At 40.2% G+C, this 25,623-nt stretch carries 19 protein-coding genes; 12 read left to right on the top strand and 7 right to left on the bottom strand.

Annotated elements, in window-relative coordinates; translation table 11 throughout:
* Positions 1-377: 377 nt before the first annotated feature.
* Positions 378-977 (bottom strand): nitroreductase family protein, encoded by a 600-nt coding sequence (locus AAZR93_RS18970; RefSeq protein ID WP_294108358.1) that lies wholly within the window; start codon positions 975-977, stop codon positions 378-380.
* A 409-nt stretch (positions 978-1,386) separates the two neighbouring features.
* Positions 1,387-2,247 carry a MetQ/NlpA family ABC transporter substrate-binding protein gene (locus tag AAZR93_RS18975; protein ID WP_434720742.1) on the bottom strand — a complete coding sequence of 287 codons (861 nt, stop codon included), beginning with the start codon at positions 2,245-2,247 and terminating at the stop codon, positions 1,387-1,389.
* A gap of 264 nt (positions 2,248-2,511) precedes the next feature.
* Between AAZR93_RS18975 and AAZR93_RS18980 the strand changes: the two genes are divergently transcribed.
* Entirely contained in the window at positions 2,512-3,546 is a 1,035-nt protein-coding gene (locus AAZR93_RS18980; RefSeq protein WP_434720743.1) for an isopenicillin N synthase family dioxygenase, read from the top strand.
* 43 nt (positions 3,547-3,589) lie between these two features.
* Positions 3,590-4,873: a cystathionine gamma-synthase family protein gene (locus AAZR93_RS18985; RefSeq protein WP_434720744.1), complete on the top strand. Its 1,284-nt coding sequence runs from the start codon at positions 3,590-3,592 to the stop codon at positions 4,871-4,873.
* A gap of 62 nt (positions 4,874-4,935) precedes the next feature.
* Here the strand turns inward: AAZR93_RS18985 and AAZR93_RS18990 are convergent, their stop codons facing one another.
* Together AAZR93_RS18990 and sbcD are read right to left on the bottom strand one after the other, a co-directional pair.
* Positions 4,936-8,619: an AAA family ATPase gene (locus tag AAZR93_RS18990; RefSeq protein ID WP_434720745.1), complete on the bottom strand. Its 3,684-nt coding sequence runs from the start codon at positions 8,617-8,619 to the stop codon at positions 4,936-4,938.
* On the bottom strand, positions 8,616-9,836 hold the full coding sequence (sbcD, locus tag AAZR93_RS18995; protein ID WP_434720746.1) for an exonuclease subunit SbcD: 1,221 nt from the start codon (positions 9,834-9,836) through the stop codon (positions 8,616-8,618). Before sbcD ends, AAZR93_RS18990 begins: the two co-directional genes overlap by 4 nt.
* A gap of 344 nt (positions 9,837-10,180) precedes the next feature.
* Between sbcD and phoB the strand changes: the two genes are divergently transcribed.
* The 3 genes from phoB to brnQ all read left to right on the top strand — a co-directional run bounded on the left by phoB (position 10,181) and on the right by brnQ (position 14,021).
* The gene (gene phoB / locus AAZR93_RS19000; RefSeq protein ID WP_336430902.1) at positions 10,181-10,870 is read left to right on the top strand and encodes a phosphate regulon transcriptional regulator PhoB; all 690 of its coding nucleotides are present in this window, start codon (positions 10,181-10,183) and stop codon (positions 10,868-10,870) included.
* A gap of 23 nt (positions 10,871-10,893) precedes the next feature.
* Positions 10,894-12,195 (top strand): phosphate regulon sensor histidine kinase PhoR, encoded by a 1,302-nt coding sequence (gene phoR, locus AAZR93_RS19005; RefSeq protein ID WP_434720747.1) that lies wholly within the window; start codon positions 10,894-10,896, stop codon positions 12,193-12,195.
* Between the two features lie 500 nt (positions 12,196-12,695).
* Entirely contained in the window at positions 12,696-14,021 is a 1,326-nt protein-coding gene (gene brnQ / locus AAZR93_RS19010) for a branched-chain amino acid transport system II carrier protein (protein ID WP_434720748.1), read from the top strand.
* 75 nt (positions 14,022-14,096) lie between these two features.
* Here the strand turns inward: brnQ and ggt are convergent, their stop codons facing one another.
* From ggt to AAZR93_RS19025, 3 genes are all read right to left on the bottom strand, one after another.
* Positions 14,097-15,878 (bottom strand): gamma-glutamyltransferase, encoded by a 1,782-nt coding sequence (gene ggt / locus AAZR93_RS19015; protein ID WP_434720749.1) that lies wholly within the window; start codon positions 15,876-15,878, stop codon positions 14,097-14,099.
* Positions 15,879-16,152: 274 nt separating this feature from the next.
* On the bottom strand, positions 16,153-16,752 hold the full coding sequence (locus tag AAZR93_RS19020; RefSeq protein ID WP_294108380.1) for a peroxiredoxin C: 600 nt from the start codon (positions 16,750-16,752) through the stop codon (positions 16,153-16,155).
* A 180-nt stretch (positions 16,753-16,932) separates the two neighbouring features.
* Positions 16,933-17,544 (bottom strand): ACP phosphodiesterase, encoded by a 612-nt coding sequence (locus AAZR93_RS19025; protein WP_434720750.1) that lies wholly within the window; start codon positions 17,542-17,544, stop codon positions 16,933-16,935.
* Between the two features lie 360 nt (positions 17,545-17,904).
* Here AAZR93_RS19025 and queA point away from each other — a divergent pair, with 360 nt between their 5' ends.
* From queA to ribD, 7 genes are all read left to right on the top strand, one after another.
* Complete coding sequence (gene queA / locus AAZR93_RS19030; protein ID WP_434720751.1) at positions 17,905-18,975, top strand: tRNA preQ1(34) S-adenosylmethionine ribosyltransferase-isomerase QueA; 1,071 nt, start codon at positions 17,905-17,907, stop codon at positions 18,973-18,975.
* A gap of 102 nt (positions 18,976-19,077) precedes the next feature.
* The gene (gene tgt / locus AAZR93_RS19035) at positions 19,078-20,205 is read left to right on the top strand and encodes a tRNA guanosine(34) transglycosylase Tgt (RefSeq protein WP_336430904.1); all 1,128 of its coding nucleotides are present in this window, start codon (positions 19,078-19,080) and stop codon (positions 20,203-20,205) included.
* 293 nt (positions 20,206-20,498) lie between these two features.
* Positions 20,499-20,831 carry a preprotein translocase subunit YajC gene (gene yajC / locus AAZR93_RS19040; RefSeq protein ID WP_294108388.1) on the top strand — a complete coding sequence of 111 codons (333 nt, stop codon included), beginning with the start codon at positions 20,499-20,501 and terminating at the stop codon, positions 20,829-20,831.
* Between the two features lie 27 nt (positions 20,832-20,858).
* A complete protein-coding gene (gene secD / locus AAZR93_RS19045) occupies positions 20,859-22,706 on the top strand; it encodes a protein translocase subunit SecD (RefSeq protein ID WP_434720752.1) in 1,848 nt (615 codons plus the stop codon).
* Positions 22,707-22,716: 10 nt separating this feature from the next.
* Positions 22,717-23,685 (top strand): protein translocase subunit SecF, encoded by a 969-nt coding sequence (gene secF, locus AAZR93_RS19050; RefSeq protein WP_294108393.1) that lies wholly within the window; start codon positions 22,717-22,719, stop codon positions 23,683-23,685.
* A 267-nt stretch (positions 23,686-23,952) separates the two neighbouring features.
* A complete protein-coding gene (gene nrdR / locus AAZR93_RS19055; RefSeq protein ID WP_294108395.1) occupies positions 23,953-24,402 on the top strand; it encodes a transcriptional regulator NrdR in 450 nt (149 codons plus the stop codon).
* Between the two features lie 8 nt (positions 24,403-24,410).
* Complete coding sequence (gene ribD / locus AAZR93_RS19060) at positions 24,411-25,523, top strand: bifunctional diaminohydroxyphosphoribosylaminopyrimidine deaminase/5-amino-6-(5-phosphoribosylamino)uracil reductase RibD (RefSeq protein WP_434720779.1); 1,113 nt, start codon at positions 24,411-24,413, stop codon at positions 25,521-25,523.
* Positions 25,524-25,623 lie beyond the last annotated feature (100 nt).

Genomic DNA, 25,623 nt, shown 5'->3' on the forward strand with positions numbered 1-25,623 from the left:
TAATACATAATAAAAAATGGAAATTATTTTAAAAATATCTTTGGTGTGATTTAATGTGTTGATTTTAAATCAAAAAAACATAAGCTAAATGTTGTTCGATTGATTGAAAATCAATTAAATATATAGATATGTTAATAGGGGGGTTGTAATGAGGAATGTTTGTTTCGTTAATGTTTTTAAGTGTATTATTTATTTATAAATAAGAAAATATTACAACTAATTTAAGATAGGTTTATTTATTATTGTTGTTTTATTTGTTAAGTATTATTTTACCCTGATATTGGCATATATTATCAACTTAAATTGATTAAAACTGAGTTCTCTCAATAATAAGATAAGTGAGAGAACTCAGATGAAAATTAATTTAAAGCTAGTGCTTATTTGAAAATTTTGAAACGAACTTCGTCATCCATAAAGCCTTTATCGCCAGCGGGCTCATTAATTGAACCAAATACCATCTGAGCGCGTAATATCCAGTTAGCTGGAATATTCCATTCCTTTTGAACTTGGCTATCAATAATCGGATTATAGTGCTGTAGAGATGCACCGACATTTTCTTGTGCTAATGCAGTCCATACGGCAAATTGAGCAATACCACTTGCTTGTTCAGACCAAACAGGAAAATTGTCCGCATATAATGGGAATTGCTCTTGTAACCCAGTAACTACATCTTTATCTTCAAAAAATAAAATAGAGCCAGCACCAGCAGCGAAGCTATCAATTTTTTGTGCTGTACCTGCAAAAGCTTGCTCAGGAACGATAGCGCGCAAAGTTTCTTTCACCATATTCCACAGTTTCTTATGCTCAGCACCAAATAAAACAACGACGCGAGAAGTCTGTGAGTTAAATGAAGATGGAGAATGTTTAACCGCTTCTTTAATTAATTTTGTGACATGTTCTTCAGATACGGGTAATGCATCGCCAAGGTTATAAATTGTACGACGGTTTTTAATCATTTCGATAAATGCGTTAGACATGTTGTCTCCTAGCTTTAGTTAGCACACGGCAGTTATTGAATAAATCTCAGAAGCCGCAGATTGTTTCGATGGTTATTACTATAGCGAGATAGCTTAAAAATCATAGGAAAAAAATTTAACGATAAGGTTCAAATTTTTGCGTGTAGATCTTAAAGAGATTAACTTCATTTAAATCAGAGTGATATATGAAATAGTATCTTACAAAATAATATTTCTATCATCAAGTGGGCAAAAAATGGGATAGTGAGTATAAAAATATTGAGGAAAAAGGATAGAAAAAGACATATCGATGAGATTTTTTGTTTCCATTAATGTTCATCACACTGAAAGTTACATGATTATTGACTAATCGATTTTAACCGAGTCACATAGTTTATCTATGCTTCTCGGTTAATGATATGTATTAAGGTTAATTCAATTCGCTGAGATCCTTTTTAATTTGTATTTTTGTACCGCCAAAATTATCATCAATGTATTTCTTTACGGCTTCGCTATGATAGAGATCGTTTAATTTAGCAAATTTAGGATCGTTTTTATTATCAGATTTAGTAACTAAGATATTAATATTATTTTTAATGGTGTCATCGTTTTGCTCTCTAAATAAAGAGTCTTTTAAAACGTTAAGTCCACCTTCTTGTGCAGCAGTATTTCCGATTACTGCAATGTCTACATCCGGTAGCGCTCTAGGACCATGTGCATATTTTATTTGTCTAAAGACTAATTCTTTAGGATTATTTGTAATGTCACTAATAGATCCCGTGGCTTGATTGAATTCAGGTTTCAAGCTGATTAACTTTGAGTTCTCTAATAGTTTAAGTGCTCTTGCATGATTGGCTGCATCGTTTGGGATCGCGACAATCGCCTTGTTGGGTAAATCAGCTAAGTTTTTATATTTTACAGAATAGATCCCCATCGGTTCAAAATAAGTCGTGAAGATTGGTGCGAGCTTATTATCATGATTTTTATTGAAATCTTTTAGAAATCCCCACGATTGAAAGGCATTGACATCCACATCACCATCGATGGTGGCGACATTCAAGGTGATCCCATCGTCAATGATTTTAACATCAATATCTAAATTTGCATCTTTAGCGCTTTGAGATTCCGCGATAAAATTCCAGATATCAGCATCACTGCCATGGCTGCCAACGATGATTTTTTGTTTGGGATCTTTTTGTTGAGGTGCTTTTTCAGCAGTGCTGTCCTCAGGTGAGCAAGCCGTTAAAGCAGAAACCGACAATGCCAATATTAATGCAGTTATTTTTTTCATTTTAAATTCTCATTAGTTATTTGTTAGTAATATCTAATCAGACAAGATCTTACTTTTATAAATAATATTTAATTATTTATTTGTGTTTTTTGTTATATGGATTAGAAAGTATCTATTCATTGAAATGGTTATATCGATATAGTTTTATATTATTATTAGTATTTTTAAAGTTGGTATTTAATCGACTGTTAAATAGATGAATAGCTATTTTTATTATTCACTAAAGTCATATTCTATAAATACAGAGAGTGAAAAGGATTAAATATGTCAGCGACTCAATTACCTATTATTGATTTGAATGAACTTGATAACCCAGAGACGCAAGCAGATTTTTATAAGAAATTACGCTTCATTGCGCGGGAAATTGGCTTTTTTTACCTTGTTGGACATAATATTACGCCTGAAACTCGGGAGCAATTGTTGGCAATAACAAAACAGTTTTTTGCTTTGCCAAAGGATGCCAAAGAACAAATCTCAATGAGTCATTCAAGACACTTTCGCGGATATACAGCCTCAACACAAGAGAGTACGCGAAATCAGCCTGATTTTCGTGAACAAATTGATATTGGTGAGGAATTGCCGGCTTTACAACTAACTGACCAAGATCCGATTTGGCTGAATTTACAAGGACCAAATCAATGGCCACAGGCATTGCCTGAGCTGAAAACACAAGCCCTTGCATGGCAAAAAGAGATGCGAGATATCGCGATTAAATTAATTAAAGCCTTTTTAGTTGCACTTGAGTTGCCTGAAAACAGTTTCGATAGTGTTATCGCGGAACCGGCTCAGCATTTATTAAAATTAATTCATTATCCTGCTCGTACTGATAATCATGAGGGAGAGCAAGGCGTTGGTGCTCATAAAGATGCGGGGATTTTGACACTGCTTTGGCAAGATAATAGCGGTGGACTACAAGTTGAGACAGATAATGGTTGGATAGATGTTGCACCATTAGAAGATGCATTTGTAGTAAATATTGGTGAGGTATTTGAATTAGCAACCAATGGTTATTTACGTGCAAATGTTCATCAGGTTGTTAGGGGGAAAAATAGCGATTCACGTTATTCTATCGCTTATTTTATTACCCCAAGTGTTTTTGCTGATGAAGTTCCCTTATTGCCACTACCTTCCTATTTAGCTCAACAAGCGTTGGGGCCTGATAGCGATCCTTTAAATCCATTATTTACCAATTTAGGCAAAAATGTCATTAAAGGCCGTTTGCGTTCCCATTTATCTGTTACTCGCCAATTTTATCCTCACGAGTACGAGCAAATTATTAACAATAGTAATATTGTATAACTGATAATGTGATGATTTATGAATAAAAAGTTGGAGCTTGTGAATGTCAGATAAAAGCGATAAAAAAGATTTAAATGGGAGAGAACTATCCCCTGAAACATTAATGATGAGCTATGGGTACGACCCACAATTATCGGAAGGATCGATAAAACCTCCTGTGTTTCTGACATCAACTTTTGTCTTTAAAACGGCTCAAGAAGGTAAAGATTTTTTTAACTTGGTTAGCGGGCGCGTACAAGCGCCTGATAACCAAAAACAAGGTTTGGTTTATTCGCGCTTCAATCATCCCAATAGTGAAATTGTTGAAGATAGATTGGCTCTTTATGAAGGGGCGCAAAGTGCTGCTTTATTTTCATCGGGTATGTCGGCTATTACGACTTGCTTGATGGCAGTCTTAAAACCAGGTGATGTATTGCTACACTCTCAACCTCTATATGGTGGTACCGAAACCTTATTTTTGAATACGTTAACACGTTTTGGTATTACTTCAGTTCCTTTTCAAAATGGTTGTGATTTAGCGGCTATTCTTGATGTAGTAAAAGGGATTGGGGCAGGTAAAAAAATTGCGGCGATTTATATTGAGACACCATCAAATCCGCTAAATACGGTGGTGGATATTCAACTGCTCAGTCAAGCTGCCAAGCAAATTGCACATCAACAAGATGGCGAAATTCCATTATTGATTTGTGATAATACGTTACTGGGACCCATATTCCAGAAACCTATTGCGCTCGGTGCTGACTTAAGTGTGTACTCACTAACAAAATATGTCGGTGGGCACTCTGATCTGGTTGCGGGTGCCGTTGTTGGAAGTCGCGATTTAGTCAAAAAAGTCAAAGCGCAGCGTAATGCGATTGGGACACAGCTCGACCCACACTCAAGTTGGATGTTGGGGAGATCTTTAGAAACACTGCAACTTAGGATGGAAAGAGCCAATGATAATGCAAAAATTTTGGCCCATTTTCTCAACCAGCATCCTAAAGTCGGTAAAGTTCATTTTCCTGAATTTTTGCCGAAAGACAGTGCAGAGTATCGCGCTTATCAACAACAATGCTCAGGCGCAGGCTCTACATTCTCAATCAATGTTGGCGAAAATGAAGCCGATGCCTTTCGCTTTTTAGATAATTTGGCGTTATTTAAACTTGCGGTGAGCTTAGGGGGTACAGAGTCATTAGCGAGCCACCCTGCATCGACTACGCATTCAGGTGTAGCGCAAACTGTTCGTCAAAATATCGGCATCAGCGATAATTTAGTGCGTTTATCTATTGGCATTGAAAATGTCGATGATTTGAAATATGCGTTACAGCTAGCGCTAGACGCAGTTTAACTTACTCCATGATGGCAGAGAATTTAAACTCTCTGCCATTTATTTGGCTAAATCATAGTGGGTTAATTGATTCGATACTGCGCTGGCAACTCGCTAAATCCGAGACCATTCACTTTTTTCACCGGAATTTGCACTGGAATTCGTTCTTTCATGGCTTCAACGTGGCTGATCACCCCAATCGTTTTACCGGATGCATTTAAACTTTCTAATGCATCGAGAGCGATATCTAAGGTTTCGGCATCGAGTGTGCCAAAGCCTTCATCCAAAAATAGTGACTCTAATTGGGTTCTGTTACTCACCATATCGGATAGTGCTAGGGCTAATGCGAGACTGACTAAGAAGCTTTCACCACCTGATAAGGTTTTGATGTCTCTGAGACTATCAGCTTGCCACCCATCGATAACTTGTAGTTCAAGGTTAGTTTGATGACTACGTTGTAGTAGATAGCGCCCGTGTAATTTATCGAGCTGCTGGTTGGCTAAGGTAATGAGACAATCAAGTGTTAAGCCTTGTGCATAACGGCGGAATTTATCCCCTTCGGCGGAGCCAATGAGCGTGCTGAGATAACTCCAATCATCATAACTAAGCTGCCCATCTTCAATTTGTTGTAGTAAATCTCGTTGCTGATGGCGCTGCTGTTTATCCGTTTCTAACTGGCTGATAATTCTACCCTGTTCTTGATTAAGATTTTTTATTTCTTCATCAAATTGAGCAATTGCTTGTTTTAATTGCTCTTGTGAAATGCCTGTAAAATCTTCAAGACGTTGTTGTTCATGGGCGGTTAGCGCCAGTAAAGCTTCTTTATGACGGGTTTCGCTTTGCAGTAATGCTTGGCTAATATTTTGTTTTAGCTGTTCTAATTGTGTTTTTTCTTCAGTGGCTAGTAATGCATTGAGGAAGATTTGCTGTGAATCAAATGGGCTTTGGGTTAATGCTTGATTAAATTGTGTTTGTGCATTTATCAATAATTGAGTGATTTTCTTAACCGATTCAATGATGGCTTGATGGCTGCCATTGAGGACGGAAATATTTCTTTCAATGTCATTGATATTTTTGGTTAAGAGTTCTAATTGATGGGCTAAACGAGTTTGTTTTTCCTGCATCCCTTCAATAAATTGGCTGACAGTGAGTCCATTTAATAAGTTTTGGCGTTGATTTTTTTTCTCAATCAGCTCATTACTGCATTGTAATTGCTGTTGTTTTCCATTTTCGAGCTGTTTCAATAATTGCGTTTTTTGTGCTATTTCAGCCGCTAATGTCGCATTACTGACATCTATTTGTTGCGTGAGTTTCTGTGCCGCTATTTTTTGTGATTCGTAGAATTGACTGCGTTGTTCAATGTTGCTGAACCATGCATCAAAATCATTATTTTCGGGCAATATTAACTGAAATTGAGTGAGGGCTGACTGTAATTGCTCTGTTTGTTCATTTTTGCGTTGTTGTAGCTGATTTTGTTCTTTTTGTATCTCATCAAACATCTGAGCGTGATATTTAAGACGTTCTTCGAGTAATGCGAGAGTGGCTTGCTGTTGTTTAACGAGCGCTTGTTGCTCATTTAATTGATTTTTAGCCTGCTGATAATCGCGTTCTAATAGCGTGAAATCCGTAATCACTTTTTGTTGTGTGGATAACTGTGTTTTTAAATCAGCAAGAAGTAAATTAACCGCTTGTTCGGTTTGCGCTAATTCTGGAGTAAGTGCTTGCTCACAGGTACTACGCCATTTTTGATTTAATTCATCAAGCTGCTCGGATAATTGTGTTTTGAGCTGTAAATTTTCACTTTGACGCAACTTTTGATTTTGTAAGTACGATTGTTGCTCTGATAATTTGATCTTATTGCTATCGAGTTGCTCAGTGAGTTGTTTTAAGCGCTGTTGTGTATCTGAGGATTTTATTAATTGATAGGCCTCAACCGCAGGGTGCTCGTGAGAGCCACAAAGTGGACACGGGGAGCCTTCAATGAGTTGCTGGCGCTCTTTTTCTAAGCTAACAATTTTTTGCTCTAATTGCAGTTGTTGTGTGAGATCTTGAATATGGGGCTGTAAATTGCTGATATTCGTTTGTACTGATGCTAATTCTTTTTCAGTTTGAGCAATTGATTCAATTAATAAAATCTGCTGTGTTGCTTGCTTTTGTGATTGAACTTGTTGAGCGAGACACTGTGACAATATAAAGGGTAATAATTGCGCATGTTGTAGCTTGGTTTGTAGTTGTACAATAGAGTGATTTACTTCATTAATATTCTGTTTTTCTTGGCAGTTTTTATAGTTATTTTCTAATTGATTAAACGCGTCAGTTTCTTTGTCTAAAGCCGTTTGCGTTTGCGTCAACTGAGCGGATTGCGTTTGTTTTTCTGCCTGTAATACTTGCAGTTCTTGTGAAATTTTGTGCTGCTTTTGGGTTAGTATCGAGAGCTGTTCAGTAAGTTCATTGAGGTAACGTGCTTGTTGCTTCCAACTGCCTAGTTGCCCGCTAATTTCTGCATCTTTTTGTTTTTCTTTTAGAAAAACATTTAGTTGTTTCAGTTGGTTATTTGCGTGTTGTAACTTCACCTCGGCTTCATTGATAGACTGTTGTTTTTGGTCATATTCAGATTGAAATTGGGTTACAAGCTTAGAGAGTTCACTGAGTTGTTGGTTAAGATGCGTTATTTGGTTATCCAACGGGCGAACTTCGTTATCAATTAATTTATTCTGCTGCTGCATATACGCCAAAAATTGCGTATTTTCATTATTAGCTTGATCTTGTTTTGCTTTCAGTGGTGCAAGTTGTTTCTGCATTTCCTCAAGACTTTGTTGAAGATGTTGTTGCTTTTCATTGTGTTCAGCTAACGACTGTTGTTGGCGCTGAACATCTTGCCATAAAGGACGCAAAGCCTCTGCGGGAGCGCTGTCTGCTAATTTTTGTAGACTGGGTTTTGCAGCCTGAAAATCCTGTTCTGACTTGTCTAGCTCTGCTTGTAATTGTTGTAAGCGTAGAGTCAGTTGGTGCTGTTGTTGCCACCAATTTATGGCTTGTTGATAACGATTTTTTTTATGACTGATTTGTGCGGCTTGTTGCGCGAGTACCGTTTGTTGTTCTAATCGTTGTTGGTGCTCAGATTCAGTCAGCAAATTAATGCTTTGTGCTCTCGCCTTCAGTAAGTCTAATTCGGTTTTGACTTGTTTGTGTTGGTTATAAATATAAATTGAGATTTGGCTATAGATTTCAGTCCCAGTTATCTCTTCTAAAAGGTCAGCTCGTTCTTTTTCTGTTGCATTTAAAAAGGCGGCAAAATCCCCTTGGGAAAGTAGAATCGATTTAGTGAAACGGCCAAAGTCGAGTCCCGTAATTTGAGTGATCCGCTCTCTAATTTCAGTGACTTTAACCGCAAGTATTTGCCCATCAGCTACCGTCGCTAGCTCGGCTTTAGGTTGTTGAAGGTTTCCTTCAGATTTACCGCCTGCACGACGTTGACTCCAAAATGCGCGGTAAGCAATACCTTTCACTTCGAATTCAACTTCCGCTAAACATTCGCCCGTATGGCGCGTCATGAGCTCATTTTGGCTAGCAGATAGAGAGCCTAAACGAGGTGTTTGATGGTAAAGCGCGAGACAAATTGCATCCAGTAAGGTGGTTTTACCTGCACCGGTCGCACCAGTTATCGCAAACAATCCTTGGCTAGCAAAAGGTTCTTGCGTGAAATCAATTTTCCATTCGCCTTTTAGTGAATTAATATTTTTTAAGCGAAGACTCAGGATTTTCATGCTTGACCCTCTTGTTCTGAACGTAGTGCGTCATAAGATTGTTTGAACAGTTGTCGCAAGCGTTGTTCTTGTTCGGCATCGTCAAGTGATTCTTCTGCAAGACGGCGTAAAAAGACCTCTTCAGCAGTTAATTCATTGAGTGTTTCATTGGCTAATACACTTTGCTGTCCTTGCTTTTGTTTACGTGCTCGGCGCAGTAATACGACCTCAACTGGTAAGGTTTGGGTTAAGGCTTCTATACGTTGTTGGATATCTGAAAGATAGTCTTGTGACGCGACTTCGATATCTAACCATACCGGTTTATCACCTTGATAGTCTTGCCAAACTTCCAGCTGTTGCTGGATTTCTTTTAGAGACCCTTTGACACTTTGTAGTGGCTGCGAAATTGGAATTGGTAATTGAGTGATATCAGTAAGCGTGCTGCCATTAAACTCAACCAGACAGACACTTTTTTGTTGTTGTGCTTCATCAAAACTTAATGGAATTGGTGAACCGCAATAACGAATATGTTGTTGGCCACCAATGACTTGGGGTCGATGAATATGCCCTAGGGCAATGTAATCTGCGGGTGGAAATGCGCCAGAAGGAAACGCGTCAAGTGTGCCAATATAAATGTCGCGGACTGAATCTGTCAGCGCTGCGCCGACAACGGTGAGATGCCCTGTCGCGATAATCGGGATATCAAGCCCTAATGTTTCTCGTTGTGCGACGGCAAGTTGGTAGCTGGCTTGGTAATAGTCATGAATTGCCGTTTGCAGTGATAATTGTTTTTCTTCGCTACTTTGTCCTGCAATACTTATCTGAATGTCTCGAGGGCGCAGGAATGGGATGGCGCAGACGAGGCCGCTAGGCAATCCTTGGTTATCCATTAAAGTAATAATATTAGGTTCAGCGCCAGAGGTTATTACGCTGGTATTGAGGTAAGCCAGCAAAGCGCTGGATTCATTGAGAACGGAAACGGAATCGTGGTTTCCACTTAAAATAACCAACTGGCATCCAGTTTTTTGTAAATCGACGATAAATTTATTATAGAGTTCTCGTGCATAGCTTGGCGGTGAGCCAGTATCAAAAATATCCCCTGCGACAATCACTGCGCTAACCTGATGGAGCGTAACTTGTTCAATAAGCCAATTTAAAAAACATTGATGTTCAGCGGCACGACTTTTAGTGAAAAAATATTGGCCAAGGTGCCAGTCAGAAGTGTGGATCATGCGCATGAGCTATCATTCCTTGTGATTGTGCCATTTTATTAGTGAAGAGGACTCGATATTCTGTCGGTCAGTATACCTTATCGCGGTAATACGATGGAGTGTTATGCAATGGAAAATGATGCTGTGATATGAATAAAGCCGTTAAAATTGTTATTACAGTAAGATAATTATTAGTCTGCAAATGGATGATAATTATATTGCGCTATGTGATTAATGTTTCACTTAGATGATCTTTTCCTGTAATTATTAGGTGGAATATCAGTCATCACCGATAATAGTCATAATTCTGTCATAAAAGTGACGCATAATGCGTTCACATTAAAAATATCTTCTTATTTACAGGAACAATCATGGCAAGACGCATTCTAGTTGTTGAAGATGAGACGCCCATCCGTGAAATGGTTTGTTTTGTATTGGAACAGAATGGTTTTCAGCCGATTGAAGCTGATGATTATGACTCTGCAATTGCGCAGCTTGTTGACCCGTTACCTGATTTAGTTTTACTCGATTGGATGATCCCAGGTGGCTCTGGCATTCAGGTTATTAAACATATGAAGCGTGATAGCGCGACTCGCGATGTCCCTGTCATGATGTTGACTGCCAGAGGTGAGGAAGAGGATCGCGTGAAAGGTTTAGAAGTGGGCGCGGATGATTTTTTAATCAAACCCTTTTCGCCAAAAGAATTAATTGCTCGCGTAAAAGCGATTTTACGCCGAATTTCGCCAATGGCGACAGAAGATATTATTGAAATGAATGGCTTGATGCTTGACCCAACCTCTCATCGTGTTACTTGTCGTGAAATTCCTATTGATATGGGACCAACCGAATATAAATTATTACATTTTTTTATGACTCATCCGGAGCGTGTTTATAGCCGTGAACAGCTATTAAATAATGTTTGGGGGGCCAATGTTTATGTTGAAGATAGAACTGTAGATGTTCATATTCGTCGTTTAAGAAAAGCACTGGAAACAGAAGGGCATGATAAAATGGTGCAAACAGTACGTGGTACTGGATACCGTTTCTCTGTTCGTTACTGAGAATTCATTAGGGAGAGACCCAAGTGCTTGAACGTTTATCCATAAAACAGCTAATTTGGGGGCTGTTTTTATTTATTTTACCCGCACTCATATTATCGGTATTTATAGGCCATCTTGCATGGCTTTTAGTCATTTCTTTGCTAGCTGCATTATTTTGGCACGGGTATAACCTGCTAAAATTATCCTATTGGTTATGGTTAGATAAAAGTATGCTTCCACCCGCAGGTAAAGGGGGTTGGGAGCCAATATTTTATGGCATTTATCAAATGCAGCAACGTAACCGTAAACGTCGTCGTGAGCTAGGGCAGCTAATTAAGCGTTTTCGCAGCGGGGCTGAATCATTACCCGATGCGGTAGTGATGATGACAACGGAAGGTAATATTTTTTGGTGTAATCGCCATGCGCAGCATTTATTAGGTTTTCGTTGGCCTGAAGATAATGGGCAGCATATTTTTAATCTGTTGCGTTATCCTGATTTTAGCCGCTATTTTACGGTTAAGAGTTATGATCAAGCGCTGACAATTGAGCTTAACAGTGGTGAAATTGTCGAGTTTCGTATTTTGCCTTACACCGAGGGGCAGCTTTTAATGGTTGCCCGGGATGTGACGGAAAAACGACGATTAGAAAAGGCTCGTAGAGACTTTTTTGCTAACGTGAGTCATGAATTACGTACACCATTAACGGTCATTCAAGGGTATCTTGAAGTGATGGATGATCAAGAAGGGACCTCTGCGGTTAACAAAAAAGCCTTGAATGTGATGCAAGAGCAAGCTTATCGAATGGATAATCTGATCAAGCAGTTATTGCAGTTATCACGAATTGAAATCGCCCCTCATATTAATCTGGACGAACAAGTTAATATTCCCGTTATTCTTAAGATGATTGAACAAGAAGCGCAGAGTCTGAGTCACGGCCAGCACCAATTTGAGTTTAATGTTGATGAAAAATTACGCGTAAATGGCAATGAAGAGCAACTACGTAGTGCCGTTGCTAACCTTGTGTACAATGCCATTAACCACACACCTGAGGGAACTAAAATACGGGTTGATTGGCAGAAAACCAGTCATGGTGCTCGTTTTAGTGTCAGTGATAATGGCCCTGGTATCCCTACGGAGCATATATCGCGTTTGACGGAGCGTTTTTATCGAGTGGATAAAGCGCGTTCGCGCCAAGGTGGTGGTGGAACGGGGCTTGGATTAGCTATTGTGAAACATGCAGTTCAGCACCATAGTAGTCAACTCGTAATTACTAGTCAATTAGGTAAAGGTAGTGAATTTTCTTTTACACTCCCTCCTGTTTTAATTGTGTCTGATAAAAAAAGCTAAAACCGGGAAAATAATCACCTTATTAATATTAATCATGGGGTTAGTAAGGTGAATTTATCTGTGATATTTATTAAATTCGCAATTTATTTAATAGTCGCGACATATTCTCCCTAAAACTATTTATATTTTTTTATCTTATCCTACCTTTTAATAAAAACGATGAGTGATAAAATGACTAAGTGATGATTTTTTAAACAAATCATATAACGGATATTCTAATTTTACTGACAGTAATCACTAGTTCTGAAAATTAGTTTGGTTGTTTATTCTTGTTTTGGGGTTTGCTATTGCCTTTTTGCCCTATAAAAGTTTTACTTGTCGTCAGTTATTGGCGATTTTTTCTGTTTTTTAACGTTTCATTTCAAATGATTTAATAAATCATATATTTTATATTGTTAATGATATGTTTTATCAGAATTCTATCTCGTCATATAAATTTCAAAGGGTTGCTAGTTAAATACCCATATCTTTTTATTTTCGTTACTTAAAATTAACATAATATGGCTCATCGTTTATCATCAAGAGATATTATCGCGTTAGGTTTTATGACCTTTGCGTTATTTGTTGGAGCAGGAAATATCATTTTTCCTCCTATGGTTGGTTTGCAAGCAGGTGAACAAGTTTGGACGGCTGCACTTGGCTTTCTGGTTACTGGTGTCGGTCTTCCCGTTTTAACCATTATCGCACTGGCAAAAGTGGGTGGTGGTATTGAAGCGTTAAGTACCCCAGTAGGTAAAAAAGCCGGGTTATTACTCGCTGTTGTCGCATACTTATCCGTCGGTCCATTATTCGCAACACCAAGAACCGCCACCGTATCGTATAAAGTCGGTATCGCCCCATTGTTTGGTGGTGAATCTGATATGTTATTATTGATTTACAGCGTGGTTTATTTTGTCTTAGTGATTGGTATTTCACTTTACCCAGGCAAATTACTCGATAGCGTCGGTCATATACTTGCACCCGTTAAAATGCTCGCACTTGCGCTTCTAGGTGTTGCTGCGGTGTTATGGCCTGCCGGTTCTCCTATCCCGTCTACTATCGAATATCGCGATATGGCATTTTCAAATGGCTTTATTAATGGCTATCTCACCATGGATACACTTGGGGCGATGGTATTTGGTATTGTGATTGTGAATGCAGCACGTTCAAGAGGTATTGATAATTCGTCATTGTTAACCCGTTACACTATGTGGGCTGGGTTAATTGCGGGGGTCCTGCTCACACTGGTTTATCTTTCACTTTTCAAACTCGGTGAAAACAGTGGTTCTTTGATTCCGAATCCGGCGGATGGCGCAGATATTTTGCATACTTATGTGCAATATACCTTTGGCGATTACGGTAGTTTCTTCCTTGCGGTATTGATTTTCGTTGCTTGTATGGTGACCGCAGTTGGGCTAACTTGTGCATGTGCCGAATTCTTCAGTCGCTATGTGCCGATTTCTTATCGTAGCTTAGTGTTGATATTGGGCCTCTTCTCGATGGTTGTTTCTAACCTAGGCCTGAGCAAATTAATTGCATTCTCATTACCTGTGTTGGTATCGATTTATCCACCTTGTATTGTGCTTATATTAATGAGTTTTACGCTGAGATGGTGGCGAAATCCAACGGTCGTGATTGCACCAACGATGCTGACAAGCTTCGTAGTGGGATTAATTGGCGCAGTGAAAGCCTCGGATAATCTGAAAACGTATATCCCAGAATGGATGACGTCGATTCCATTGTATAAGCAAGACCTTATGTGGTTATTACCATCTTTAGTGGTATTGGTTATTGCAGTGCTTTGCGATAGATTTATTTCACCTTCAGTTGTACATAAACAAGCTTAATTAATTGTGCTTGTATTGTGATAAAACCCACTGTCAGTGGGTTTTATCATTTATAGCCATCAGTTGATTAATGCATTAATTAACACCTACTGCACTACCTGCTGGTCGACGGACATCGTTAGAGCCGTAGATAAAGCCCTCTCGTACTTTTCCTGAAACCGCCGAGTCGTTACCTGATGATTTGGTACTAACACCCGCGCCTTCAGGTATCCCAACCATAATCAGTTCGGCTGCACCCCAAGGTGTTTGTTCAACCATCTTGTATCCCATTTTATCTAGTAACACTAAGCTATCTTTAGATAAGCCTCTTTGCTCATAGTAAACTTCATCTGGTAGCCATTGATGGTGAATTCTGGGCGCATTGACCGCTTCTTGTGGTGGCATTCCGTGATCAATAATATTCAATGCGGTTTGCAAGGTAATTGAAATAATTCTTGAACCACCCGGGGAGCCGAGCACTAAGAAAACTTTACCATCTTTCGTCACGATTGTTGGGCTCATGGAAGATAGTGGGCGCTTACCGGGGGCGATAGAATTTCGTTCCCCTTGTACCAAGCCATAAAGATTTTTTTCACCTACTTTAGTGGTGAAGTCATCCATTTCATCATTTAAGAAAAAGCCTGTTCCGGGTGGAATAACCACAGAACCAAAACGCCCATTAATCGTATAAGTGGTGGAAACGGCATTACCTTTGTCATCAACGACAGAATAGTGGGTAGTTTCTGGTTTTTCATGTGGACCGATACCCGGTTGTACCTGTGTGGATGCAGTGGCTTGATTCGGTTTGATCTCTTTGCGTAGTTCTTCAGCATAAGCTTTGCTAAGTAGCTTATCTGTTGGGTTATTGACGAATTCAGGGTCACCTAAGAAGGTATTGCGATCCATATAGGTATGGCGCATTGCTTCAGTGAGTGTATGAACGTAATCAGCTGAATTGAACCCCATTTCTTTTAAGTCGTAGCCTTCTAAAATATTGAGAGTTTGGCAGATAGTGACTCCACCAGAACTCGGTGGTGGTGCAGAAATAAATTTGTAGCCACGATAGGTACAGCTAATTGGTGTAGTATCACTGATGGTGTAGTCTGCAAAATCTTTAGCGGTGAGAATTCCACCATTTTTCTTGGCGGCTTCTTCAACAATTTTTGGAATATCACCTTCATAGAAGGCTGAAGGGCCATTTTTAGCAATTTTTTCAAGAGTATTAGCTAAATCCGTTTGTACGAGTTTGTCACCGGGTTGGTAAGTGCTTCCATCTGGTTTTAAGAATATGCGGGCTACTTCGGGGTCCTGTTTGAATCGTTCTGTCGTGGTGTCTAAAACATCGGTATCCGCTCGAGTTAACGTGAAGCCGTCTCTGGCAAGTTTAATCGCAGGTTCCATGACTTGCTGGCGGTTCATCGTGCCATATTTTTCTAATGCATAATCTAAGCCTTTGACTGTACCGGGAACCCCGGAAGCTAGGTAGCCGTACAGGCTCGCATCTTTGATTAATTTTCCATCTTTATCTAAATACATATCCGCGTTAGAGGCGGCAGGGGCAGTCTCTCTGAAGTTGATAAATAGGTCTTTACCATCGGCAAGGTGAATAGTCATGAAACCACCTCCACCAATATTGCCACAGCAGGGATTTACAACTGCTTGAGCATAGCCTACCGCGACAGCGGCATCGATGGCATTACCACCAGACTTTAAAATGTCAGCGCCAATTTGAGAGGCTAAATGTTGGGATGAAACAACCATACCTTTTTGTGCTTCAACTGCGGGCTCTGAAGCCGCATACAGTTGTGTTGAGACAAGCAAAGAAAGTACAGATAAAGAGCGAAGTAGCACAGAGGGTGCCGATGATTTTTTTATCATTAGTATCTCCGGATAGCAGTGGATGTGATATCTATTTGCGTTGATTGTTATTTAAATAAAAATAATTTGTTAATTATTTGTATCTATAATTTATAGCACGAAATGGTGGGAAGGGTTGAACATTTGAGTTAAGAAATATTAACTAGTGGGAGATACTTGAAATAATTGTTACAAAAAAGGGTTGTTAAATTGCATATGGAGAGGTTTTTTTTAAAAAAAAGCGGATTTAGACCTTTGATCTAAATCCGCTTTTAAAAGACTGAATCAGTTTTAATTACAGAGCAGTAGCATTCTTAGTCAGGTAGTCTGCAACGCCTTTAGGAGATGCGTTCATACCTTCTTTGCCTTTTTCCCACTGAGCTGGACAAACTTCACCGTGCTCTTCGTGGAATTGCAGTGCATCAACCATACGTAGCATTTCATCAATATTACGGCCTAATGGCAGGTCGTTAACGACTTGGTGACGGACAACGCCTTCTTTATCAATTAAGAAAGAACCACGCAGTGCAACACCTTCTGGGTGCTCAATACCGTAAGCTTTGATGATTTCGCGTTTGATATCAGCAACCATCGGATATTTAACTTCACCGATACCGCCTTTATCTACAGGCGTTTTACGCCATGCATCATGAACAAACGCAGAGTCAAAAGAAACACCAATGATTTCTACGCCGCGTTTTTGGAATTCTTCAAAACGGTGATCAAATGCGATCAACTCTGATGGACAAACAAAAGTGAAGTCCATTGGCCAGAAGAAAATGACAGCAGGCTTGCCATCGATATGTTTTTTCAGATTGAAATTTTCATTAATTTCGCCGTTACCAAGAACAGCTGCTGCAGTAAAGTCGGGGGCTTGACGTGTAACCAGAACCATAATTTACTCCTATGAGTGTGAATTAAAGGTTTTTATAGATTATAAGATGATAAGGAATTATCTCTTAGTAAGAAAGACATTAAAACCAATCATTGTGATAGTTTTTACCTATCAATAGTAATGGTTTAGCTACCTAATATCAATAAGATAGTTTTATTATACTAAAGTTCAAGCATTAATTTACTTTAACTCATTAATTGTGAGGGATTGTGCAAAAAGTTGTTGTTGCGCTTTACTCATCATTTGTGGATAAAACTGAAAGAAAATTTGTTCAAGCTGCCCATACTGTAGCAAAAAATCATCGAAAGAGCCGCTAAGCGCACTGAGTTTTGGTCGTCTGCTCGCCATTCCGTTAAGTGATTTACCAATATAATCCTTTTGACTATAACGTGTCAGCCATTGCTGGGGCCACATATATTCATTTAACTCCTGAAATTTTTCAGGAGTATGACAAAGATTCGGCTCAATGGTATTTCGAGCCATACTGACAAATTCAGGTAGTGTGATTGATGCTTCGATTTTAGACCAATGTAAAGATAAAAAATGATCCCAAATTAAATCAAGCGTAATAGGCGCTACTCGCCGGTAATCGGGGCGAAAGAGTGCGCGAGCCTGTTTGACTAATGGGTGTGTGTCGGTAGCTTTGTCTACAGAACGGTGCATATAGATGCCCGAGACAACGTCAGGCTCGTAAAGACCTGTAGGGTTGCCGCGAACGAAGTCGGCTAATATGTTGCCCAGTAGGGAGCTTTGGGCTGTGTGGGCCAGGTGGAGGTGAGCGAGATAATTCATGTTCTTACTATACCCCTAATGTCCGTCGTCTTTCAATTCACAGGGGTGTTGGCTGCGTAAAAATACCCGAATCACATACTATTGTATGCTCATCGGGATATTTTTATCTTGCCGCCTACCTGTGAATTGAAATCCATAGGACATTGGATTGGATTGAGTTTAAAAACGGGAATACTGAAGAACTGAAATAAAGTTGGAATAATTGAGCGGGCGATTGGGTTGTTGGGAAGTATTTTTTCGGTTTACTTCAATATTTGTTAAATAATGGTGCTTTTTTCGGCGATTTTACGCTTATATCTTGCGCTAGAGGCAGGTCGGCACTAGACTAGTCGCCTGTTTTTTTAGATTGATGTCAATACAATGCGTGTTTCCGATTTTACTTTTGAGTTACCAGAAGAACTTATAGCCCACTATCCTCAGACAGAGCGCAGCTCATGTCGATTGTTAAGCCTTGATGGTGAGACAGGAAAGCTCACGCAGGGTGTTTTTACCGATATTCTTGAAAAGCTGGAGCAAGGGGATCTGCTAGTGTTTAACAACACGCGTGTTATTCCTGCAAGATTGTTTGGGCGAAAAGTGAGTGGCGGTAAAATTGAAGTGCTTATTGAGCGTATGCTTGATGAACATCGCGTGCTAGCGCATGTAAGAGCCTCAAAAGCACCGAAAGAAGGCGCAGAGCTTTTATTAGGGGATGATGAGAGCGTTAAAGCGACAATGTTGGCGCGCCATGGGGCTTTGTTTGAACTGCGTTTTGATGATGAACGAGATGTGCTTAGCATTCTTAATCAAATCGGTCATATGCCACTTCCGCCTTATATTGCTCGCCCCGATGAAGAATCTGATAAAGAGCTTTATCAAACAGTATATAGCCAGCGTCCAGGTGCGGTAGCTGCGCCAACAGCTGGTTTGCATTTTGATGAGCCTTTATTAGAAGCACTGCGTCAAAAAGGTGTTGAAATGGCGTTTGTGACACTGCATGTTGGGGCCGGTACATTCCAACCCGTTCGCGTTGATGCTATTGAAGATCACATTATGCATTCTGAATATGCAGAAGTGCCTCAAGACGTGGTTGATGCGGTATTGGCCTGCAAGGCACGAGGAAATCGTGTTGTTGCTGTTGGGACAACTTCTGTGCGTTCATTAGAAAGTGCCGCGAAAGCCAGCCAAAATGCACTTATTGCTCCATTTTTTGATGATACCCAAATCTTTATTTATCCAGGGTATGAATATCAAGTGATTGATGCGCTCATCACTAATTTCCACCTACCGGAATCGACACTGATTATGTTAGTTTCTGCGTTTGCGGGATATAAAAATACCATGAGAGCTTATCAAGAAGCGATAACACAAAAATATCGTTTCTTTAGTTATGGTGATGCAATGTTCATCACGCCAAATTCCAACGCTCGTTTTGAGCAAGTGGGCGAATAACTTTCAATCAGCGACGGCGACGCTGTTGGCTTATTGATAGTGACTGATTTACTTAAGTTAATATACAACATCAGACTGTTTTTCTGATGTTAGGAGAGCAATGTGAAATATGAATTACACACGACCGATGGCAATGCACGTCGTGGTCGTCTAGTTTTCGAACGCGGCGTTGTAGAAACCCCTGCGTTCATGCCAGTTGGAACCTATGGTACGGTCAAAGGAATGACGCCGGAAGAAGTGAAAGAGACCGGTGCTCAAATCCTGTTGGGCAATACTTTTCATTTATGGTTACGTCCAGGGCAAGAAATCATGAAGTTACATGGCGATCTCCATGACTTTATGCAATGGCAAGGACCTATTTTGACGGACTCCGGTGGTTTCCAAGTCTTCAGCCTTGGTGCGATGCGTAAAATTAAAGAAGAAGGCGTACATTTTCGTAATCCAATTAATGGGGATAACGTCTTCTTAAGTCCTGAAAAATCAATGGAAATTCAGTACGATCTCGGTTCAGATATCGTGATGATTTTTGATGAGTGCACGCCATATCCGGCAGATTGGGACTATGCCAAAACGTCAATGGAAATGTCCTTACGTTGGGCAGCGCGTAGTCGCCAACGTTTTGATGAGCTCAATAATAAAAATGCATTATTTGGCATAATTCAAGGTAGTGTTTACGAAGATTTACGTGATATTTCTGTTAAGGGACTGGTAGAAATCGGCTTTGATGGGTACGCTGTAGGCGGCCTTGCCGTTGGTGAACCAAAAGATGATATGCATCGTATTTTAGAGCATGTTTGTCCTCAAATTCCAGCGGATAAACCTCGCTATTTGATGGGCGTTGGTAAGCCAGAAGATTTAGTTGAAGGTGTTCGTCGTGGTATTGACATGTTTGATTGTGTGATGCCAACTCGAAATGCACGAAATGGTCATTTATTTGTGACTAACGGCGTGGTAAAAATTCGTAACGCTAAGTATAAGTCAGACACTTCAACACTCGATGCTGAATGTGATTGTTATACTTGTCGCCATTATAGCCGTGCTTATTTGCATCACCTTGATCGTTGTAATGAAATCCTAGGTGCAAGGTTAAACACAATTCATAATTTACGCTATTATCAACGTTTGATGGCCGGTATTCGTCAAGCGATTGAAGAGGGTAATTTTGAAGAGTTCGCGAAAGATTTTTATTTGAAGATTGGTAAAAGCCAACCTTCGTTAAATCTAGAATGAATTTAAGTGCGAAGTTGTCATAACCTGTGTAGCATAAGTAGGTCATACTTCAAGCTGCTTAAGCGTTGATGACGTCTAGCTATCCGAATCACTGTGACATAAGTGGCATAGATTTCTATGTTTATCGGAATGGCTTTATTTGTCGTCTTCATGCAACTTGCACTATTTAGAGTTCGTAGTAGGTCTTACTTCAAGTGGCATATGTATTCTTTTGATTTATATGTACTATATGCAACTTGAATTACTTAGAGTGTATGTTTTAGATTGCTTTCAATAACAATGAGGAAAGTTGAATGAGTTTTTTTATTTCTGAAGCTGCGGCATCTGCAGGCGCACCAGGGCAAGGTAGCCCATATACAATGGTTATCATGCTTGTTGTTTTCGCGCTGATTTTTTACTTCATGATCCTGCGCCCACAACAAAAACGTGCTAAAGAACATCGTAAACTGATGGAATCTATCGCTAAAGGTGATGAAGTTTTGACTACTGGCGGTTTAATCGGACGTGTTACTAAAGTTTCTGAGACAGGTTATGTTGTACTTGAGCTGAGCGAGAATACTGAAGTAACTATCAAACGTGATTTCGTTGCTGCCGTGTTACCTAAAGGCACCATGAAAGCTATTTAATTCTGATTTGTCCCGAAGGGAACTGCCGTGCTAAACCGTTATCCTTTGTGGAAGTATCTGATGTTGATCGTTGCGATCCTCATCGGTTTGCTTTATGCACTTCCAAACCTATATGGTGAGGATCCGGCTGTTCAGATCACTGGCGTGCGGGGAACCGCCGCCAATGAACAAACGCTGATCCAAGTCCAAAAGTCTTTAGAGACTGATAAAATACAGAGTAAGTCGATTACTCTTGAAAATGGGGCAATTTTAGCCCGATTTAACAACTCAGACGTTCAATTACGCGCTCGTGAAGTTATTATGAATGCGTTAGGTGATCAGTTTGTTGTTGCATTAAACCTTGCACCTGCTACGCCTAAATGGCTAGAAGCTGTCGGCGGTGAGCCGATGAAGCTAGGTCTTGACCTTCGTGGTGGGGTTCACTTCCTCATGGAAGTTGATATGGATACTGCATTAGGTAAATTGCAGGAACAAAACATGGATGGTTTGCGTAATGACTTGCGTCAAGCAGGAATTGCGTACTCTTCTATTCGTAAAAGCGATGATTATAGTGTCGAAGTCCGTTTTCGTAACTCAGATGATCGTAGCTTAGCTGAGAAAACGCTAGCACGTAAATACCCAGACCTCGTATTTTCTGATGGCAGCAATAACACAATGATTGCTGTTATGACAGATGAGCGTTTACGTGAAGCTCGTAGCTATGCAGTATCACAAAATATCACCATCATTCGTAATCGTGTAAACCAATTAGGCGTTGCAGAACCTTTAGTTCAACGTCAAGGTGCCGATCGAATTGTCGTTGAGTTACCCGGTATTCAAGATACCGCACGCGCTAAAGAAATTTTAGGTGCAACCGCGACACTTGAATTTCGTCTAGTGAATACTAGCGTTGATAGTTCAGCGGCTGAAACTGGTCGTATTCCAGGTGATTCAGAGGTTAAATCTGATCGTAATGGGGTGCCATACATCCTGTATAAGCGTGTCATTTTAACCGGTGATCATATTACAGACTCAACGTCTGAAATGGATGAAAACGGCGCACCACAAGTCAGTATTAGTCTCGATAGCGCTGGTGGCTCTATCATGTCTGACTTTACTCGTGATAATCAAGACAAACTAATGGCGACGCTATTTGTCGAATATAAAGACAGTGGCAAAAAAGATGCAGCCGGTCGTTCAATCTTGGTAAAAGATGAGAAAGTGATTAATGCGGCTCGTATTTCTGCGCGTTTTGGCAGTAAATTCCGTATTACAGGTATTGATAACGGCAATGAAGCGCGTCAGCTCTCTTTACTGCTTCGTGCGGGTGCATTGATTGCGCCAATCCAAATAGTGGAAGAGCGTACAATCGGTCCAACCCTTGGTCTACAGAATATTGAACAAGGTTTGAAAGCTTGTCTTGCTGGTCTATTAGCTTCTATTTTGTTTATGATTATTTATTATCGTAAATTTGGTTTGATAGCGAGTAGTGCCCTAATGGCAAACTTGGTGTTAATTGTGGGAGTGATGTCTCTGTTACCAGGAGCAACATTAACCATGCCAGGTATTGCAGGTATCGTTCTAACCCTTGCGGTAGCGGTCGATGCTAACGTTCTTATTAATGAACGTATCAAAGAAGAGCTACGTAATGGGCGATCGGTTCAACAAGCGATCCATGAAGGGTATAAAGGCGCTTTCTCAAGTATTATCGATGCAAACTTAACGACACTAATTACTGCAATTATTCTTTATGCAGTAGGTACAGGCTCGATTAAAGGCTTTGCAATTACGACAGCTATAGGTGTCGCAACCTCTATGTTTACAGCTATTATAGGAACACGTGCAATTGTGAACCTACTGTACGGCGGTAAACGTATTAACAAGCTGTCAATTTAAGGAGCACGTTGTGGCACAGGATTATACTGTTGAACAATTAAACCACGGGCGTAGAGTCTATGACTTTATGCGCTGGGACAACGTTGCCTTTAGTATTTCAATTATATTACTGATCGCCTCTATTGCCATTATTGGTGTTAAAGGCTTTAACTGGGGTCTTGATTTTACCGGTGGTACAGTAATTGAAATCAACTTAAGTCAGCCTGCTGATTTGGATAAAATTCGCGATAGCCTTTCGAATTCGGCTCACAAAGATCCGCTTATCCAAAACTTCGGTAGTAGCCGCGATATCATGATCCGCTTACCGCCAATTGAAGGCTCAGCGGGTCAGGAAGTTGGTAAAGAAATCATCACTATCATCAATACTGATGTGGATGATAAAGCAACGGTTAAGCGTATCGAATTTGTTGGGCCAAGTGTTGGGGCAGAACTTGCTCAAACTGGTGCTTTAGCTTTGTTGGCTGCACTGATTTGTATCTTGATTTATGTTGGATTCCGTTTTGAGTGGCGTTTGGCAGCGGGTGCTGTTATTGCACTTGCTCATGACGTTGTCATTACATTGGGTATTTTATCTCTATTTCATATAGAGGTAGATATGACCATTGTGGCATCATTGATGTCAGTTATTGGTTACTCACTGAATGACAGTATCGTGGTATCTGACCGTATTCGTGAAAACTTCCGTAAAATTCGTCGTGGTACACCTTACGAAATCATGAACGTCTCTTTGACTCAAACATTGAGCCGTACCATTATGACCTCAGCAACAACCTTGTTGGTCGTTCTGATGCTGTATTTGTTTGGTGGTAGCATGCTGGAAGGTTTCTCACTGGTTATGTTAATCGGTGTGACTATCGGTACTGTTTCATCTATTTATGTTGCTTCTGCACTGGCACTGAAAATGGGTATGAAACGTGAGCACTTAATTCAGGCGAAAGTCGAGAAAGAAGGCGCCGACCAACAGTCTTTATTGCCTTAATTTCGAAAAATTATTAAGCAACATTAAATTGATTTTCAGTACTTGAATCGCATTTAATACTCAAAATAATTCTTGTTGTGAGTAGGCAGCAAGCGACGATATCCCTAGGAGCATACATAAGTATGTGACTAGGGTAGCGGAGTGAAGCTAACAACCTCACAATAAGAAGTATGAAGAGTCACGAGCACCTTGTAAGTTACCTTACAGGGTGTTTTTCATTCCAGTCTAGGGTAAACTGTTAACCCGAAAACAGAATCAGGAAACGCTATGCATTGCCCATTCTGCTCCGCTGTAGATACGAAAGTTATTGACTCGCGTCTCGTTGGTGAAGGTTCCCAAGTACGTAGACGTCGCCAATGTCTGCTTTGCCACGAACGTTTCACCACTTTTGAAGTAGCCGAGCTGGTGATGCCACGGGTAATTAAAAGTGATGAAGTCCGTGAACCTTTCGATGAAGAGAAATTGAATCGAGGGATGCAAAAAGCCTTAGAAAAACGCCCTGTTAGTTCTGATGCTATAGAACAAGCCATTATCTCTATCAAATCTCAGCTTCGCGCCACTGGTGAACGAGAAGTACCTTCAAAATTGATTGGTAGTTTGGTGATGGATGAACTGAAAAAATTAGACAAAGTGGCTTATATCCGTTTTGCCTCTGTTTACCGGAGCTTCGAAGATATCCGGGAATTTGGTGAAGAAATAGCGAAATTACAGGATTAAGTTAGATGATTGAACAAGACCGCATTTATATGGCTCGGGCATTTGAACTTGCCCAAAAAGGTCGCTTTACCACATCTCCTAACCCTAATGTTGGTTGTGTTATTGTGCGTGATGGCGAAATTGTCGGGGAAGGCTATCATCAGAAAGCCGGAGAGCCTCATGCGGAAGTTTATGCTTTACGGATGGCCGGTGAAAAAGCACAAGGGGCAACGGCTTATGTGACCCTTGAGCCTTGTAGCCATCATGGCCGTACACCACCTTGTGCAGAAGCTTTGATTAATGCGGGTATCAGCCGTGTTGTTGCATCAATGCAAGATCCTAATCCTCAAGTCGCTGGTCGTGGCTTGTATATGCTTTCTAAAGCGGGTATTGAGACTGCGAGTAATATTTTATTAGAAGATTCAGAAGCGCTTAATCGCGGGTTTTTAAAGCGTATGCGGACTGGGTTTCCGTACATTCAGCTAAAACTTGCGGCTTCTTTAGATGGTAAAACAGCTCTCGAGTCAGGGGAAAGTAAGTGGATAACTAGCCCAGCGGCAAGGCAAGATGTGCAACTTTTACGTGCTGAGGCCAGTGCAATTTTATCCACTAGCAACACGGTTATCGCTGATGATCCTTCATTAACGGTGCGTTGGAATGAATTACCAACTGAAATACAACAAATATACCCAGAAGCTCAGTTGCGCCAACCTATCCGCATAGTGTTAGATAATCATAATCGGGTGACACCTGAGCATAAAGTGACTCAGTTAGAGGGTGAATGTTGGTTAATACGTTCAAAGCCTGACGTTAATGTCACTTGGCAAGGTCAGGTTGAACAATTCTCAGTACTTGCGGATGACAATGGCATCGATTTAGTTGTGTTAATGATGCAACTCGCTAAGAAAAATGTGAATAGCATTTGGGTTGAAGCGGGACCGACACTTGCAGGCGCCTTGTTAAAACAGGGCTTAGTTGATGAACTCATTGTGTATATTGCGCCTAAATTACTGGGTGATAGCGCGCGCGGTCTAGTGAACTTTTCACCATTAGCAGCCTTATCCGATGCGCCAAAATTTGAATTTACTGATGTGACCAAAGTCGGAAATGACCTACGAGTTAGGCTCCGACCAATAGGGTAATTGTATTTTTTTAACCGTTTGCTGAAAATCACTCGCACGGTCGATGAAAGAATGTGATAAAATCCGCGCCCCGCGGGTTATAATTAATATTAGAGGACGA

Origin of the sequence: Providencia sp. Je.9.19, from assembly GCF_051129765.1 — a bacterium.
In the GTDB taxonomy this organism is placed as follows: Bacteria; Pseudomonadota; Gammaproteobacteria; order Enterobacterales; family Enterobacteriaceae; genus Providencia.

What these genes read in the sequence shown, in the direction of transcription:
- AAZR93_RS18970 (WP_294108358.1), bottom strand. Translation starts at nt 977, where the DNA reads ATGTCTAACGCATTTATCGAAATGATTAAAAACCGTCGTACAATTTAT.
- AAZR93_RS18975 (WP_434720742.1), bottom strand. Translation starts at nt 2,247, where the DNA reads ATGAAAAAAATAACTGCATTAATATTGGCATTGTCGGTTTCTGCTTTA.
- AAZR93_RS18980 (WP_434720743.1), top strand. Translation starts at nt 2,512, where the DNA reads ATGTCAGCGACTCAATTACCTATTATTGATTTGAATGAACTTGATAAC.
- AAZR93_RS18985 (WP_434720744.1), top strand. Translation starts at nt 3,590, where the DNA reads ATGTCAGATAAAAGCGATAAAAAAGATTTAAATGGGAGAGAACTATCC.
- AAZR93_RS18990 (WP_434720745.1), bottom strand. Translation starts at nt 8,619, where the DNA reads ATGAAAATCCTGAGTCTTCGCTTAAAAAATATTAATTCACTAAAAGGC.
- sbcD (WP_434720746.1), bottom strand. Translation starts at nt 9,836, where the DNA reads ATGCGCATGATCCACACTTCTGACTGGCACCTTGGCCAATATTTTTTC.
- phoB (WP_336430902.1), top strand. Translation starts at nt 10,181, where the DNA reads ATGGCAAGACGCATTCTAGTTGTTGAAGATGAGACGCCCATCCGTGAA.
- brnQ (WP_434720748.1), top strand. Translation starts at nt 12,696, where the DNA reads ATGGCTCATCGTTTATCATCAAGAGATATTATCGCGTTAGGTTTTATG.
- ggt (WP_434720749.1), bottom strand. Translation starts at nt 15,878, where the DNA reads ATGATAAAAAAATCATCGGCACCCTCTGTGCTACTTCGCTCTTTATCT.
- AAZR93_RS19020 (WP_294108380.1), bottom strand. Translation starts at nt 16,752, where the DNA reads ATGGTTCTGGTTACACGTCAAGCCCCCGACTTTACTGCAGCAGCTGTT.
- AAZR93_RS19025 (WP_434720750.1), bottom strand. Translation starts at nt 17,544, where the DNA reads ATGAATTATCTCGCTCACCTCCACCTGGCCCACACAGCCCAAAGCTCC.
- queA (WP_434720751.1), top strand. Translation starts at nt 17,905, where the DNA reads ATGCGTGTTTCCGATTTTACTTTTGAGTTACCAGAAGAACTTATAGCC.
- yajC (WP_294108388.1), top strand. Translation starts at nt 20,499, where the DNA reads ATGAGTTTTTTTATTTCTGAAGCTGCGGCATCTGCAGGCGCACCAGGG.
- nrdR (WP_294108395.1), top strand. Translation starts at nt 23,953, where the DNA reads ATGCATTGCCCATTCTGCTCCGCTGTAGATACGAAAGTTATTGACTCG.